The sequence below is a fragment of the Salibacterium halotolerans genome, assembly GCF_900115625.1.
GTDB lineage: Bacteria > Bacillota > Bacilli > Bacillales > Marinococcaceae > Salibacterium > Salibacterium halotolerans.
Genome location: NZ_FOXD01000003.1, coordinates 238,935 through 254,771 on the forward strand (window position 1 = coordinate 238,935; position 15,837 = coordinate 254,771).

The 15,837-nt window shown below is 48.7% G+C and carries 14 protein-coding genes and 1 riboswitch; of the genes, 12 read left to right on the plus strand and 2 right to left on the minus strand.

The window, feature by feature from the left end; all coding sequences use genetic code 11:
* The first annotated feature begins 64 nt into the window (after positions 1 to 64).
* The 11 genes from resB to BM124_RS04425 all read left to right on the plus strand — a co-directional run bounded on the left by resB (position 65) and on the right by BM124_RS04425 (position 11,922).
* Positions 65 to 1,729: a cytochrome c biogenesis protein ResB gene (resB, locus tag BM124_RS04375; RefSeq protein ID WP_093335506.1), complete on the plus strand. Its 1,665-nt coding sequence runs from the start codon at positions 65 to 67 to the stop codon at positions 1,727 to 1,729.
* Positions 1,716 to 2,903 carry a c-type cytochrome biogenesis protein CcsB gene (gene ccsB, locus BM124_RS04380; RefSeq protein ID WP_093335556.1) on the plus strand — a complete coding sequence of 396 codons (1,188 nt, stop codon included), beginning with the start codon at positions 1,716 to 1,718 and terminating at the stop codon, positions 2,901 to 2,903. Before resB ends, ccsB begins: the two co-directional genes overlap by 14 nt.
* Positions 2,904 to 2,969: 66 nt before the next feature.
* Complete coding sequence (locus BM124_RS04385) at positions 2,970 to 3,689, plus strand: response regulator transcription factor (RefSeq protein WP_093335507.1); 720 nt, start codon at positions 2,970 to 2,972, stop codon at positions 3,687 to 3,689.
* Positions 3,686 to 5,467 carry an ATP-binding protein gene (locus tag BM124_RS04390; RefSeq protein ID WP_093335509.1) on the plus strand — a complete coding sequence of 594 codons (1,782 nt, stop codon included), beginning with the start codon at positions 3,686 to 3,688 and terminating at the stop codon, positions 5,465 to 5,467. The genes BM124_RS04385 and BM124_RS04390 overlap by 4 nt, the downstream gene beginning before the upstream one ends.
* Before the next feature lie 27 nt (positions 5,468 to 5,494).
* On the plus strand, positions 5,495 to 6,235 hold the full coding sequence (locus BM124_RS04395; RefSeq protein WP_093335510.1) for a class I SAM-dependent methyltransferase: 741 nt from the start codon (positions 5,495 to 5,497) through the stop codon (positions 6,233 to 6,235).
* Positions 6,236 to 6,295: 60 nt separating this feature from the next.
* Positions 6,296 to 6,482, plus strand: a riboswitch (cobalamin riboswitch).
* A gap of 165 nt (positions 6,483 to 6,647) precedes the next feature.
* Positions 6,648 to 7,607, plus strand: a complete 960-nt coding sequence (locus BM124_RS04400) for an ABC transporter substrate-binding protein (RefSeq protein ID WP_093335558.1) — start codon at positions 6,648 to 6,650, stop codon at positions 7,605 to 7,607.
* Positions 7,591 to 8,634, plus strand: a complete 1,044-nt coding sequence (locus BM124_RS04405) for a FecCD family ABC transporter permease (RefSeq protein ID WP_093335511.1) — start codon at positions 7,591 to 7,593, stop codon at positions 8,632 to 8,634. Before BM124_RS04400 ends, BM124_RS04405 begins: the two co-directional genes overlap by 17 nt.
* A gap of 3 nt (positions 8,635 to 8,637) precedes the next feature.
* A complete protein-coding gene (locus tag BM124_RS04410) occupies positions 8,638 to 9,972 on the plus strand; it encodes an ABC transporter ATP-binding protein (protein ID WP_093335513.1) in 1,335 nt (444 codons plus the stop codon).
* A gap of 30 nt (positions 9,973 to 10,002) precedes the next feature.
* Positions 10,003 to 10,578, plus strand: coding sequence for a cob(I)yrinic acid a,c-diamide adenosyltransferase (locus tag BM124_RS04415; protein WP_093335559.1), 576 nt, complete (start codon positions 10,003 to 10,005; stop codon positions 10,576 to 10,578).
* A gap of 124 nt (positions 10,579 to 10,702) precedes the next feature.
* On the plus strand, positions 10,703 to 11,419 hold the full coding sequence (locus tag BM124_RS04420; RefSeq protein ID WP_093335514.1) for a peptidoglycan DD-metalloendopeptidase family protein: 717 nt from the start codon (positions 10,703 to 10,705) through the stop codon (positions 11,417 to 11,419).
* A gap of 92 nt (positions 11,420 to 11,511) precedes the next feature.
* The gene (locus BM124_RS04425; protein WP_093335516.1) at positions 11,512 to 11,922 is read left to right on the plus strand and encodes a hypothetical protein; all 411 of its coding nucleotides are present in this window, start codon (positions 11,512 to 11,514) and stop codon (positions 11,920 to 11,922) included.
* Positions 11,923 to 12,000: 78 nt separating this feature from the next.
* Here the strand turns inward: BM124_RS04425 and serA are convergent, their stop codons facing one another.
* Positions 12,001 to 13,623 carry a phosphoglycerate dehydrogenase gene (serA, locus tag BM124_RS04430; protein WP_093335517.1) on the minus strand — a complete coding sequence of 541 codons (1,623 nt, stop codon included), beginning with the start codon at positions 13,621 to 13,623 and terminating at the stop codon, positions 12,001 to 12,003.
* A 200-nt stretch (positions 13,624 to 13,823) separates the two neighbouring features.
* Complete coding sequence (locus BM124_RS19655; protein ID WP_425288518.1) at positions 13,824 to 13,961, minus strand: hypothetical protein; 138 nt, start codon at positions 13,959 to 13,961, stop codon at positions 13,824 to 13,826.
* A gap of 106 nt (positions 13,962 to 14,067) precedes the next feature.
* Here BM124_RS19655 and BM124_RS04435 point away from each other — a divergent pair, with 106 nt between their 5' ends.
* A complete protein-coding gene (locus tag BM124_RS04435; RefSeq protein WP_093335519.1) occupies positions 14,068 to 15,159 on the plus strand; it encodes a M14 family metallopeptidase in 1,092 nt (363 codons plus the stop codon).
* Positions 15,160 to 15,837: the final 678 nt, after the last annotated feature.

Here is a 15,837-nt window from a genome sequence, read left to right on the forward strand (position 1 = left end):
AATGACAGCGTTATAATGAGCACAGAGTGCACAATCCGGCATACGGGAAAAGGGGGGTGTTTTGATGGAGAAAGTGAAATGCGAATGCGGCCATTTGAATCCCTACGGTACCCACCTCTGTGAATCCTGCGGAAAGCCGTTGGATGAAAGGGATAAACAGGCCTCCATGGTGGACATGCGTTATGAAGGGGTGGCCAGGCGTTCGCAGACGTACAACAAAACAGTGGTTGATAAAATATGGAACTTTTTTTCCTCGGTAAAAGTAGGAGTTACCATCATTGTATTAACGCTGATCGCCTCCTCTATCGGGACGATTTTTCCTCAGGAAATGTACATACCCGGTAATGTGGACCCGGCTCAGCACTATGAGGAAGAATACGGAATTCCCGGACTTATTTATTATACCCTCGGTTTTCATAATCTTTACGGATCCTGGTGGTACATGGCTCTTATTGCAGGACTCGGTATTTCCCTTATTATAGCCAGTCTGGACCGGGTCGTACCATTATACCGCGCCCTCAAAAAACAAAAAATATCGCGCAATGAGGGTTTTCTGAAAAGACAGCGCCTTTTTGGTGTCACAGAAACAGAGCAAGCAGAAGATGTGCTCGAACAATCAAAAGAGCACTTACGCAGAAAACGCTACAATGTGAAAGTAGAAGATGGAAGTCTGCTGGCTGAGAAAAATCGTTTTGCCAGGTGGGGCCCCTATATCAACCATATAGGTCTTATTCTTTTTTTAACGGGATGTATGCTCCGCTTTTTCCCGGGCATGTACGTGGATGAGCTGGTCTGGGTAAGAGAAGGGGAAACGCAGGCGGTTGCAGGTACAGAACGCGAGTATTATGTTAAGAATGAAGAATTTTTTATCGAAACATATGATGAAAACGATGAAACATTCGGTCCGGCTCTGGAGCGCGCCGGCGGAAACCAGATTAAAACCTATCAGACGAATGCCGTACTTTATAAAAGCAGCGGAGGGACAGTTGGAACAGAACCGGAACTGACGAAAGTGAAATCGGACAGTATCGAGGTGAATCATCCGCTTCGTTTTGATGATTATGCCCTTTATCAATATGACTACAAACTGAATGAGCTGAACGTCATGTCACTTTCCATGAATAACCGGGAGAGCGGGGAAAAAATCGGCACTATTGATATCGATCTGTTTGACCCCGAGGGAGAATATGACCTTGGAAACGGATACCGGGTCGTCATAGAATCGTACTTTCCGAACTTCGAATTTGATGAGAATGGGGAGCCTTCTACGATCTCTGATATTCCGGACAACCCTGCCTTCATCTTCCGGATGTTTTCACCAGAGCACCCGGATGAAGGGGAGTACAGTTTTGTCGCCATCCGGAGCAATGAAGATATATTTGGTGAAAATACGTATGAAATGTCTTTTGAAGGTGTTGAAACAAAAAACGTAACAGCGCTGAAGGTGCGTAAAGACCACACACTGCCATTTTTAATCGCCGGCGGAAGTATTTTCATGATTGGTCTGATTCAGGGGTCCTATTGGTCGCACCGACGCATCTGGCTGCGCAGGTTTGGAAATGAACTGTGGGCGGCCGGCCATACGAATAAACACTGGGCTTCGATGAAAAAAGAGTTTCAGGCACTGTCCGAAAAAACCGGTATGACAGTGCCGGAGGACAAGCAGGCGAAGAAAGCAATGGAGGAGCACACCTCCGATGGAAGGGATGACAATAATGGTCGAACTTAGTTCAAACCTGTTATTTGCCGCTTTTTTTCTTTATCTGGCAGCAACCATATGTTTCTCCGTAAGTGTTACAGGTAGAAAATGGCGGGACAAACAGGGAGAGGTGACAGGCAATCGTCTCGGTACGGTCGGTTACGCTGCAGCATGGATTGGTTTTGTGCTGCAGGCCGGCTATTTTTTCACAAGATGGATCGCAGCCGGCCACGTTCCGGTCAGCAATATGTTTGAATACACGACGTTTCTCGGGATGGCTCTCACGATTGCATTTCTTATCCTGTACGGTATCTATAGAACGGCCGTCCTTGGCATGTTCACGATGCCGATTGTCATGTTAATTATTGCTTTTGCCTCGGTGTTTCCAACGGAAGTGGAACCGCTCATCCCAGCGCTGCAGAGCAATTGGCTGAAAATCCATGTGACCACGACAGCACTTGGCCAGGGACTTTTATCGATTGGGTTTGCTGCCGGGCTCATCTATCTTATACGTACACTTGATTTTACAAAACGCGGAAAGAAAGTGTTCTGGCTGGAGACGATTATGTACAGTCTCCTCAGTCTCGTCAGTTTCATTTTAGTGCGCTACATCTTCCGCTTGTTTGACTATGAAGCTGTCTTTACGTATGTGAATGAAAACGGTGAACAGGCCGAGATGGTGTACTATCTTCCGGCGCTTGTTGGACCGAATGAAGCAAGTCTCCAGACACAGGGGGCTTTGGAGCCGATTTTGACCATGCCCGCCTGGATACGAAGCGATGACGCCAATACGGTCATCTGGTCCCTGGCTGCCGGACTGGTTCTTTATATACTGTTAAGGCTGATTCTGCGCAAACCTCTCGGCGCCGTTCTGCAGCCGCTTTTGAAAAACATAAATCCGGATACAGTGGATGAAGTCAGCTACCGGGCGATTGCAATCGGATTTCCGGTATTTACGCTTGGCGGCCTGATATTTGCTATGATATGGGCGCAGATAGCGTGGACACGGTTCTGGGGCTGGGACCCCAAGGAAGTGTGGGCGTTGATTACCTTTCTTTTTTATGCAGCTTATCTTCACCTGCGGCTGTCAAGGGGCTGGCACGGAGAACCCTCCGCCTGGCTTTGTGTGATAGGTTTTGTTATTATCATGTTTAACCTGGTGTTTGTTAACCTTGTCATCGCAGGCCTTCATTCTTATGCATGACGCTTAGTGGCAGACAGGAGCTGCTAAAGCATGTTATACAATCTGCTCGGCAGGAGGTATGAAATAATGGACAGAGAATCAAAAGTACTCGTGGTGGATGATGAAGACCGGATCCGCCGGCTTTTAAGAATGTATTTGGAACGGGAACAGTTTATCGTGGAAGAAGCGGAAAATGGAGAAGAAGCACTGGATTTGGCGCTTCACAACGATTACGACGTCATTCTGCTGGATTTAATGCTTCCGGGAATGGACGGAGAAGAAGTATGCCGTGAAATCCGCAGATCCAAAGCAACACCGATTATCATGCTTACTGCCAAAGGGGAAGAAAGTAACCGGGTGCAGGGGTTTGAAGTCGGCACTGACGACTATATTGTTAAACCATTCAGTCCAAGAGAAGTGGTACTTCGGGTAAAAGCTATTCTGCGGCGGGCATCGGCGACGAAATTTCTGCAGACCGAAACACAGACGAAAGATGTATTGGTGTTTCCCCATCTGACCATCGATAATGATGCTCATCGTGTCACTGTAAACGAAGAAATTATCAGCTTGACTCCGAAAGAATACGAACTGCTTCTCTATCTTGCACAGGCCCCGGATAAAGTCTTTTCAAGAGAGCAGCTTCTTAAAGATGTGTGGGATTATGACTTTTTCGGCGACCTGCGGACGGTGGATACCCATGTAAAGCGACTCCGTGAGAAACTCAGCCGCGTGTCGGAGGAGGCTGCCGATATGATTTCCACCGTGTGGGGTGTAGGGTATAAGTTTGAGGCTGCTGCAGACGAATGATCTGGCGCAGTGTTGTCGGAAAACTGTGGGGAACCATTCTGCTTCTTGTCTCAGCAGTGCTTGTATTATTGACAGTACTGCTGCTTCAGTTTTTTGAACGATTCCACATTACAGAAGCAGAAGAGCAGTTAACCAATCATGCCAATGTCATGGTGTCACTGCTTGAGGGAGACAACAATCCCGAAAGTGCCCGTGATACCGTTGAACATATGGCGGATTCCTACAATTCATCTGTTGTTATTTTAGAGAATGGAAACCGGTGGGAATACCCGGATGAAGAAGCAGGGGTGAATCTTCCTGTTTCTCTTTTTGAAAGTGAACCGAGACTGGCACCGGTGCAGCATGACCGGGAGACAGTCGCCACACATGGAAACTTTCCCATACAGGAAAATGGAGAGCAGGTGCAGCAGGAGATTTTTGTCGTCGGTGTCCCTTTTGTTTCCTCAGACGGGCAGGAAGGATCTCTTTACCTGTACCAGTCACTCGACATCATTGAGGATACTACCGGGGAAACGAAACAGATCATTCTGCTTTCCGCTGGTATTGCCATCATCCTTACGACTATTTTCGCCTTCTTTTTGTCATCGCGGATTACGGCACCCCTTCGAAAAATGAGAGAACTTGCCCTCAATGTTTCCAAAGGTGATTTTGAAACGAAAGTACCGATTATGACAAATGACGAAATCGGTCAGCTCGGCAACGCCTTTAATAAAATGAGACGTGAACTGAACCGCAATATTACGGCGCTTAATCAGGAAAAAGAACAACTGAGCCGTATTCTGACCAGTATGGCGGACGGCGTCATCACGGTCGACCGGAAAGGGTCGATTGCTCTCACGAATCCACCGGCCCATTATTTTCTACAGTCCTATCACTACGAAACCGGTGCACCCGATCCACAGGACCGGCTGCCAAAAGAAGTGAAAAAGCTGTTCCAGAAAGTTGTGACGCTGGAAGAAGAACAATGGATAGAAATGGACGTGCAGGGCAGAAGTTACGTCGTTTTGATGACCCCGCTGTATGATGAAGAATTTGTGCGCGGCGTCGTGGCGGTCATCCGCGATATGACCGAAGAACGTATGCACGATAAACTCCGAAAAGATTTCATCGCCAACGTGTCGCATGAATTACGGACGCCGATTTCCATGCTGCAGGGCTACAGCGAAGCGATTGTCGATGATGTCGCGGGAAGTGAAGAGGAAAAGCAGGAAATCGGACGCATCATTTATGATGAATCGATGCGGATGGGGCGTCTTGTTAACGAACTGCTGGATCTGGCAAGAATGGAAGCCGGTTATACCCAGCTTGACAGGCAGTGGGTTGATGTCGAATCGTTCGCAGACAAGGTATTTAAAAAGTTTCAGGGACCGGCCCGGGACGCTGAGGTCCACATGCAGATTGATAAACGCCTCGAGCGCAGTCAAGCCTGGTTTGACCCGGACAGGCTTGAACAAGTGATGACCAATCTGATTCACAATGCCATCCGGCACACCGGCGATAACGGCGAAGTTCAGGTAGTGGTTAAAACGGACGCGTCCGAGATGAGCGTAGAGATCCAGGACACAGGTTCGGGTATCCAGGAAGAAGATCTTCCTTATGTGTTTGAACGCTTTTATAAAGCAGATAAAGCAAGGACACGCGGAAACGGTGGAACCGGTCTGGGTCTTTCTATTGCGAAGAATATAGTGGAAGCACATGAGGGGGAGATTTCTGCAAGAAGCAGGAAAGATAAGGGGACTATATTCCGGTTTACAATCCCCGCTTCCACTGAAGAATAATGGAAAGGCAGTGTTAGGAGGACAAACGTGAAGGCTTGGTTTGAAGAACATTTTCAGGAAGATTATCTGAAAGTATATGATCATCGGGACGAAGAGAAAGCGGCGGATGAACTCCACGATATTATGAGTTATATCCCCCTTGAAAGAGGAATGAAAGCCATTGACCTCTGCTGCGGAAACGGCCGTCATGCCCGCTATATGGCAGCAAAGGGCATTCACGTTACAGCTCTTGATTTATCACCTGTTTTACTGAAAAAAGCCATTGATCTGACATCCGGTCTACCGGTGCAGTATATGCGGGGGGATATCCGTCATATTTCCGTCAAACAGGAATATGACGCCGCTTTTAATCTGTTCACCAGTTTCGGCTACTTTGTGGAGGATCATGAAAATGAACTGGTGCTTGTCAGGGCGTCGGAAGCACTGAAAGACAATGGATGGTTCTGTATCGATTACTTAAATCCTGTGTATACGGCTGCCAACCTCGTTCCCTTTGACTCCACCGATAAGAATGGTTTTACCGTCACACAGCGGCGCTTTATCGAAAGTGGGTTTATACACAAAAAAATATCGATAGAAGAAGCCGGCTCCAGACGGGAGTACCGGGAACGGGTCAAAATGTATGAAAATAGTACATTAGAACAAATGATCCGGCAGAATGGGTTTGAAATCGAGTATTTATTTGGAGATTATGATGCCTCTCCTTTTTGGGAACAATCATCGCCGCGGCAGATTTTTATCTGCCGGAAACGGCCGGACTTCCAATAAAAAGGTTGTTCCCCCTCGATATTTTATTCATTTTCTTATATACTAAACAGGATATAAAACTAAATCACGATGTGAAGAGGTCATTTTCTGCCACAGGAAATGTTAAAAGGGAAACCGGTGAAACTCCGGTACGGTCCCGCCACTGTAAGCATGACAAGCCGCGGCTGTAGAATCCACTGTTGAATGGAACGGGAAGGAAACTGCGGAAGATGTAAGTCAGGAGACCTGCCTTTTCATACGGTGAAATCTTCGAGGAAAGGGACCGCCGGTGATACATGCAGCCCGTCCTACGTGCGTTGTTTTGCAGCCGTTTTATGCGCTCTCCCTGAAATCAGGGGGAGTTTTTTAATAAAAAAAAGGAAGAGAAGGAGGGACAGCATTGAAACAACGTATTCTGCCCGGTTTCTGTTTGATGCTTGTTTTGATAACAACAGGATGCAGTACAGGAGAAAACGCAGAAGAGGCACAGACCAGCGGGGAAAACGAACAAACAGAAAAAGAAGATTCTGGTTCAGAAAATGATGCGTTCCCTGTTGAAATAACAGATGCAGCGGATGAAACAGTAACGCTTGAAAAAGAACCGGAACGCATTGTCAGTATGATACCCAGTAACACTGAAATCGCCTATAAGCTCGGTCTCGGCGAAGAGATCGTAGGCGTTTCCGATCACGCCGATTACCCGGAGGAAGCAGTGGGAAAGGAAAAAATAGGAGGACTTCAATTCAACGTCGAAAAAATCATTTCCCTTGAACCGGACCTGGTGCTCGCGCACGCCTCATCCCTTCAGCAGTCCGAACAGGGACTCGAGCAGATAGAAGAAGCAGGGATCAATGTCCTTGTAGTCAATGAGGCGGCGTCTTTTCAGGAAACATATGACTCCATCAACATGATCGCAAAGGCAGCCGGTGCACAGCAGGAAGCACAAAATATCATATCATCGATGAAAACTGATGTAGAGAATCTGCGGGAACAGGCATCCAGCATCTCCGAGGAAGAGAAAAAAACAGTCTGGATGGAAATTCAGCCGCCGCCTGATATTTACACGACCGGAAGCGGTACGTTTCAGCATAAGATGCTCCAGCTCATTCATGCCAAAAACGCCGCAGCCAGTGAAGAAGGTTGGCTCCCTTATACGACAGAAGATGCCGTGAAACAAAGTCCTGAAGTGATCATCACGACGTACGGCCAGTCTGTGGAAGGTAATCCGGCAGCACAGATAAAAAACCGGAAGGGGTGGAGCAGCGTTCCTGCTGTTGAGAACGGCGACATTTACAATGTAAACAGTAACCTTGTCAGCCGTCCCGGTCCCCGTCTGGTTGAGGGGGCAGAGAAACTGGCGGAGCTGATTTATCCTGATGTTTTCAACGAATAAAGCCTGGACAAGCGTTGGGATCGGGGTATGCTTTGCAGTTTTAAGTATATGGATGGGTGTTTCCGTCGGCAGTGTGGCTGTTCCGCTCCCGGTCAGTGCCGAAATTCTGGGGCGTACCGTTCTCGGATTTGACATGCCGGCACACATCTCTGACACTGATGCAGCCATCATTACCGATATCAGGTTACCAAGGGTCGTTCTCGCAGCTCTTGTCGGTGCTTCGCTTGCCGCTGCAGGTGCAGCGTTTCAGGGACTTCTCCAAAATCCGTTGGCCGATCCGTATACGCTCGGGGTTTCTTCCGGCTCGGCATTGGGAGCGGTTATCGTTCTCTACACGGGATTTACGATTCCGCTCACAGGGTCGTTTACCCTCCCGATTATAAGCATTGGGACCGGTGGACTGACTCTGTTATTCATTTTGACATTTGTGCGGTGGATTGAACCGCAGATGCGGACGGAAACCCTTATTCTTGCCGGGGTGATTGTTAGTTCGTTTCTCGGCGCCTGTTTGTCGCTCATCATTGCGCTCACCGGTGACGAACTGAGACAGATTATAAGCTGGCTGATGGGAAGTGTATCGATGAGGGGATGGGACTACGCAGGGCTTCTGCTGCCCTTCTTACTCACCGGCAGTATCCTTTTGCTTATGAATATGAAAGAACTGAATGCGCTTGTGTTTGGTGAAGAAACGGCCCGTACGCTCGGGGTTTCTCCGGAGCAAAGCCGGATGATGGTTCTCGGGGCAGCCTCTCTTCTTACCGGTGCTGCAGTTGCAGTATCTGGTACGATAGGTTTTGCCGGGCTGGTCGTACCTCATATCGTCCGCCTTCTCACCGGTCCTGATCACCGGCTTGTGCTTCCTGTTTCGATGCTCGGCGGAGCGGGTTTTCTTGTTTTAACCGATCTTGCGGCCCGGACCGTCATCGCCCCTGTCGAACTTCCCATCGGCGTGATTACAGCTGTCCTGGGGGCCCCTGTATTTGGTTTTCTTTTGTATCAGCAGCGCCGCTCAAAACAGAGGAGATAAATAATGCTGGAAGTAAAAGAACTGCAGGGTGGTTACAACGGTGTGTCCATCCTGGAACATATTGAATTTCATGCAGAGCCTGGAGAGGTGATTGGTGTTATCGGGCCGAATGGAAGCGGCAAGTCAACGCTTCTTAAAATGCTGTACAGGGAGATGAAGCCGCTTTCGGGAAACATTTTTCTGAACAAACAGCCTCTCCATGCCCTCACACAAAAACAGATCGCTTCGCAGCTGGCTGTTCTCCCGCAGCAGGAAGGATACATTTTTTCCTACACGGTGTTTGATGTGGTGGAGCTGGGGCGTTATCCATATCAGAAAGGATGGTTCGGCCAGCGCAGCAGCAACGATCTGGCCGTGATAAAGGAGGCCATGCGTCAGACTAACGTCGAACACCTGGGTCAAAGGACACTCGATCAACTGAGCGGAGGGGAAAAGCAGCGCGTGTTTCTGGCGAGAGCAATGGCGCAGGAACCCCAATGCCTGGTGCTGGATGAACCGACCAATCATCTCGATATTGCTTATCAGATGCATCTTTTTGATACATTGAAACGCTGGGCGGTAAAAAGAGGAATGACAGTCATTGCAGCAATTCATGACCTTAATCTTGCCGCTTTATATAGTGACAGGCTGCTGCTCTTGAACGATGGGAGACAGGAGTGTCTGGATACCCCGGGGATTGTCCTTGCGAAGGAGCGGATGGAGAAGGTATATGGAACGTCCTTTTCCTATGTGTTTCATCCATCCTTCCCGCGTCCGCAGTTTATGCTCGAACCGGAACGATTTTCAAAGCCGCATGGCAGCCCTTTATTTACCGGTATCATCAAAGAAGAGCGGGAAGGTCAGCCGTGCCTTTCTTCCTCTATATACTGGAAAACATTGTCGACTTCCGCAGATGCCGGAGGGTTCGGCTGGAGCAGAACGTTTCCCCTTTTTCCTGAAAAAGAACGGGCAGGCATCACACATCCAAGTCGACGAGAATGTTTTGCTGGCAAAAGCACAAACGGTCATATACTGATGTATGCAGCCATTACCGCAGAAAAAACAGATAATCGCAGGACGGACTGGATTCCTGCATATGGAGAGGTCTTTTTATTTATCGATACATGGTTGAACGAAGCCCGGATGGCGTCCGTACTCGCTGATGCAGCGGAAGCAAAAGGACAGGTAAAAGGCAGCCTTGATAACGGTGGAACACCGGTATTCGATGGTGGTATAACAATCACCATTTGTATTCCGGAAGATGGACCAACCGCAGAATCTCTGTCCGACATACGACGTGCTGCAGCAGAAGTCGTATATGACCGGCTGTCCAGAGCGGGTGGTGCAAAGTGGCAATGATCTGAAACGAACAAAAGGAGTGTTGAGATGGTGAGACTGTATACGAGAAGCGGAGACAAAGGCCGGACGAGAGTGATCGGTGGGACAAGAGATAAAGATGACATCAGAGTGGAGGCATATGGAACGTGTGATGAACTGAATGCTTTTACCGCCAAAGCAGAAGCAGTCCTGGATAAGCAGCTGTTTCCGGATATCGCAGCAGAACTCACCCGTATCCAGCATGAATTGTTCGACTGCGGTAGCGATCTTGCTTCCGTCAAAGAGGATGCCGTGTGGAAAATGGATGATCAGCCTGTTTCCCGCCTCGAGAAAAGCATTGATGTTTATACAGAGGAAGCGCCGGAGCTTCAGCGGTTCATCCTGCCGGGCGGATCTTCAGCGGCCGCTGAACTGCATATCTGCAGAACGATTGCGCGGAGAACGGAACGGATCATTACAGCACTGGCCAAAGAAGAAACCATGAATGGTGAGGTGCTCACCTATATAAACCGCCTGTCCGATTACTTTTTTGCGGCAGCGCGGGTTGTCAATTCGAGAATGAACGTTGCTGATGTGGAATACGAACGGAGTGCGGTCGTTTTCCGCGCTCACCATGACAAAACATAGGCATACAATTTGCGGCACCGCTTGGTCTATGCTGCATCGTAAAAAGGAGTCATAAAGACAGACAAGCCGTCATATGCTTATAGTGGCATGATACTTCACATCAAAAAATGGAGGTTATCCATATATGTCATATGTACAACGGTTTATACTCGTCGGCTTTTTTACATTGTTTCTCGCGCTGCTCTTCTTTTTTATCGGTGCTTCGTCCATGTATGCTTATCAAGGAGACGAGGACTACATATGGCCGGTGGACGGCGGCGGGGTGTTGACCGACACGTTCGGCTCAAGACAGGGGAACCATGATGGAATAGATATTGCCGCTGCAACCGGCACCCAAGTGATAGCTGCCGCAGATGGCGAAGTTACGCGCTCGGATTACTCTTCTTCGTACGGGCATGTTGTCATGATACAGCATCATGATGACTCAGAGACCGTGTATGCCCATTTGTCAAAAAGATCAGTGAAAGACGGAGAAAAAGTGGAACAGGGAGAAACGGTCGGGGAAGTTGGAAACACAGGACGATCCCGCGGTGCTCATCTTCATTTTGAACTCCATTTCGGACAGTGGAACCCGGAAAAAACCTACGCCTCCGATCCGCTTCCTGTTTTAAAACAGGACAACCATGCTTATGCCGCGTCAGATAATAACCGAACAGCAGAAATAGCAGGCATGATGAGTAACGCAGAAAAAGAGACGGATTCGTTCAGCTACACGATAGAAAAAGGGGACACCCTTTGGGATTTGGCCCGCACGTATGACACAACTGTAGAAGCGCTTCAGGACAAAAATGACATCGAAGGGTCTTTAATTTATCCGGACCAGGAGATCATCATTCCCTGAATCTAAGAAACGCGTGCGTCTTTGGCGGAAAAATATGATAGAATAACGTCAGCAGGTTGTGACAATAAGAGCAGCAAAGGAAGCATGAACAGATGAGAAGTTCCAATCCGCCGAAAGACTTTCACCTGAATACGTCCTTTTTAATGTGGCTCAACCAGCAGGAAGATAAGCAAAAGAACGAAGAGTGGATGCTGGACGTCTTTTTATTCTTTCTGACCAAGTTTTCCCGGCATGAATCTATACGTCTCGATCATCACGATTTTCTTCATCAACGTTTCTGGAAAGGGATGGAAGACGTGTTGGAGTATCAACTGATGAGCAGACGAAAAAAACCAAAAGACATCGTGCTGTATCAGTTTATAGAAAATGTGGCTTTGACGGAAAACTGGATACGTAAAGAAAATAACCACGCCGTCATGAACGAACAGGGGCGGCAGTTTCTCGCCTTAACGAGGAAAAATCAGTGGAACCGGATCCTAGCCTATATCTGGCCGGACCCTTGAATAAGGCATAGATAGAAGTTCCCCCTGGGCGGTTTTTATCCAGGGGGAAGAGAAAGCGTCATGATGCAGTGTTCTTTGTTACACTTCGATTTTGTCGGCCCGCTTAATTTCTTCAATAGATGTCAGGTGATTCACGACATCTTCACCGGCCTCTTTGTCGACAGCGAGCATCATGATCGCATCGCCGCCTTCTTCTCTCCGGCCGACCTGCATAGTGGCGATATTGACATCGTGTTCGCCGAGGAGTTGTCCCATTTTTCCAATGACCCCGGGTCTGTCGGAATGCTGAATATAAATCAAGTGGCCGGTCGGGTAGAAATCGACGTTAAAGTCATTAATCCGGACGATGCGCGGTCCGTATTCTTTGACGTAGGTGCCGTGAATCGTGAAGTGACGGTTTTCCCCGCGTACTGTTGCCTGCATCAGATTGGAGTAGCCAAGCGCGTTTGTATGATGCTTTTCTCCGTATGTGATGCCGCGTTCTTTTGCGATAACGGACGCGTTGACGTCATTGACAGGGGCATCAATTCTTGACTGGAGAAAGCCGGCAACAAGAGAACGCGTTAAGACGGATGTTTCGAGTTCCGTAACTTCTCCGCTGTAATGTACATCAATGTCCTGTACCGGAGTCTTCATGCTCTGGGATAAAATATAACCCATTTTTTTGGAAAGTTCATAGTACGGCTGCAGCGTTTCGAATTTTTCTTTCGACATTGTCGGGAGGTTGATTGAATTCAGCGCAGGCAGTCCCTTTAAAAACTGCAGTACTTCCCCGGATACCTGTTCCGCTACATTCAGCTGTGCTTCTTTTGTAGAAGCGGCGATGTGCGGCGTTGTGATAACGTTGCCGAGGCTGACGAGTTTATTGTCCTGAGCCGGTTCCTCCTCAAACACGTCCAGCGCCGCGCCCCCGGCATTCCCGCTTTCCAGATGTTCATAAAGGGCTTCTTCATCAATGATACCGCCGCGGGCACAGTTAATGAGAAGAACGCCGGGCTTGGTTTTTCCGATGTTGTCCCGGTTGATAAGCCCTTTCGTATCTTTTGTCAGCGGAGTGTGGACGGTAATAATATCTGCACTTTCGAGTACTTCATCGAGTGTGCCGGTCTCTACGCCGAGCTTTTCCGCACGCTCTTCGGTAAGAAAAGGATCGTACACGAGCAGGGATAAATCAAATCCGCGGGCCCGTTTTGCGATTTCGGATCCGATCCGGCCAAAACCGACGACACCGAGCGTTTTGCCGCGCAGTTCCACGCCCTGAAATGCTTTACGGTTCCACTCCCCGCCCTGGATGGAAGCATCCGCCTGCGGTATATTTCTGGCAAGGGACATCATCATGGCAAAAGTATGTTCCGCGGTGGATATTGTGTTACCATCCGGAGCATTTATGACTACAATGCCTCGTTTGGTGGCCGCGTCTATATCAATATTGTCGACGCCTACACCAGCCCGGGCAATAATTTTAAGGTTTGTCATCTGATCCATGATTTCCGGGGTCACCGTTGTACCACTTCGTACGAGAAGGGCATCGTACGTATCCTGATCATCCACGTCTTTTACATTCTGCTGGATGCACTCAATCTGATCCTGACCGAGGAGGGGGGCCAGACCTTCCTTGCTCATCGCATCCGATACGAGAATCCGTGCTTTTGTCTTCAATTCCTCTTCTGCTTGTTTTTCTGCTGCAGGTTGCTGCATCATCTCTCTCCACTCCTTCACCTGTAATAAAATCATAGCGTCACAGTTAAATACAGCCTTAGGGAAAACCTATAAAAAAAACTCCCTGCCCACACGAATAAATTCGCAAGGGGCGGAAGTTTCCGCGGTGCCACCCTTTTTTAAGCATTCTTCATACTTCTCAGGGAGCCAAAGCTCCAAGGTAACGGATTATCCGTCCGCTTCTAATCTCGTTCAAAGCGGCTGCTCAGAAGTGCTCTCGGAAAAGAGGCCATACCGGTTTCCAGCTGTTCCGGCTCTCTGGGATGGACCTGCAGTTCTTCGTTCTTCGTCCCGGCATTATCATCCAACTGTGTACTCATCAAGGACAAGTGTCCTTCATTTAGTGATTGTTAATGTATCATAGGAGGGTGGGAAAGTCAATATACTTTGAATAAATGATGAGCTGCTCAGGGAGGTGGACATAACTTGTTCGAATACACTGTGAAACAGGGGGACACCCTTCGTAAAATAGCGTCGCGTTTTCAAATGAATGCAGAACAGCTGCTTTATACAAATAATTTGACGCTCCGTACCTATCTGGATCAGGGCATGACGATTTTCATTCCGGATACAATACGAAAAGATCATTCACGACTGGAAAAACCAAAAGGCTGTATTCATGAATATGGATGGAGGGAACTGGAAAAAGACAGGGGGAGGCTTCCATCGTCCATCCGTTCGGGACAGATAGGCACTTCTGTACGTGGAAAACCAATATGGCTTTTTTGTGCCGGCAATGGCCCGAAGAAAATATTTCTTTCCGGTTCCTGGCATGGAAATGAATGGCTGAATACGTGGCTGTTAATGGTTTTTCTTCATCAATTGGCATCAAAGAAAGAAAACGGAGAGAAATGGTATGGGATAGATCCTGAAATGATTTTTCAGGATACGACCCTCTATGTGGTCCCGCTCGTTAATCCGGACGGGGTGGAAATTGTTCAGGAGGGGGCGTCTATTCTGGAAGAAGAGCACGAAGAAGTATGGCAGATCAACGGGGAAGTGAACGATTTCCGTCACTGGTCCGCGAACGTGCGCGGAGTGGATTTAAATCATCAATGGCCGGCTGGATGGAAGGAGGAAGCTGCCGGTTCACCTATCCGTCCTTTTCCAAGACATTACGGTGGAGAAGCTCCGCTGACAGAACCCGAAGCAAAAGCTGTGTACCAGCTCAGCATGGAAGAAGAGTTTTCACATGTGCTGGCGCTTCATTCCCAGGGAGAAGAGGTATACTGGGGGTATAACGGTCTGGAACCAGAGGAGAGCGGGGAGCTGGCAGGACGTCTTGCTGCGGCAGCGTCATTTCGACCGGTGAAGCATGCCGGCAGCAGCGCCGGCTACAAAGACTGGTTCATTAAAACATTCCGAAGACCCGGGTTCACCATTGAAACAGGAGTGGGGGTGAATCCGCTGCCCCCGGAAGCCTCATCCAGAATCTGGGTTACAGGAGTGCCGCTTCTTCTGGAAAGCCTGACGTTTCCCGATTTCACGAAAAAAGGGCGCGGACATAACAGTCTTTAAACAGGAATAGAGGCTGCAGCGGCTCTGTGGACACTACATTGCCCGGCCGCCTGCTTAGTGTCCACGGAAGTAGTGTTCGTGGACATTGGAACTCTTTGCATCCACAGCTGGTGTCCATTAATTTCCGCCGGCACCCACTGATTCCCGGTTTCAGCGGCGTAGTGTCCACTAATGCACCGATAATAGGGAGCCACGACTGGATGGCCGAATGTACTTCACTGAACTAACGGACATGCGCTGCAAAAGGGCGCTTGTCCTCCATAGAACAAAGGCGGCATCAAAAGCCGCCGCCTTCCGTTTTTACCCATGGCTGCATTCTCTATATCACAGAAAAGGAATCTGGGACAAAAGTAAAATAGGCGGAGGAAAACACGAATGTTTTGCGGCGTTGTTCAAGAGCCGCATAGCAGCGGAGTCCAAATGCTCCGGCTTCTGCTCAGAACAGCACGAGTCACGGGTGCCCCGCAGGAAGCAGGGTACCCGTGACGTACTTCCACAGGATAATGGCGTTTAAGGCGGCACCGGATACTCTAAAGTGTCTTATGAACTATTCATCCTACTTTTCACGCAGCGACGCGAACTCTTTGTTGCGTCGGCCCGTTCATTTTCCTGCTAAACGGAACCTGGATTCGTTCATGACGACGTTTACGGGGGAACGAAACCCTCTAAAGTGCTTTA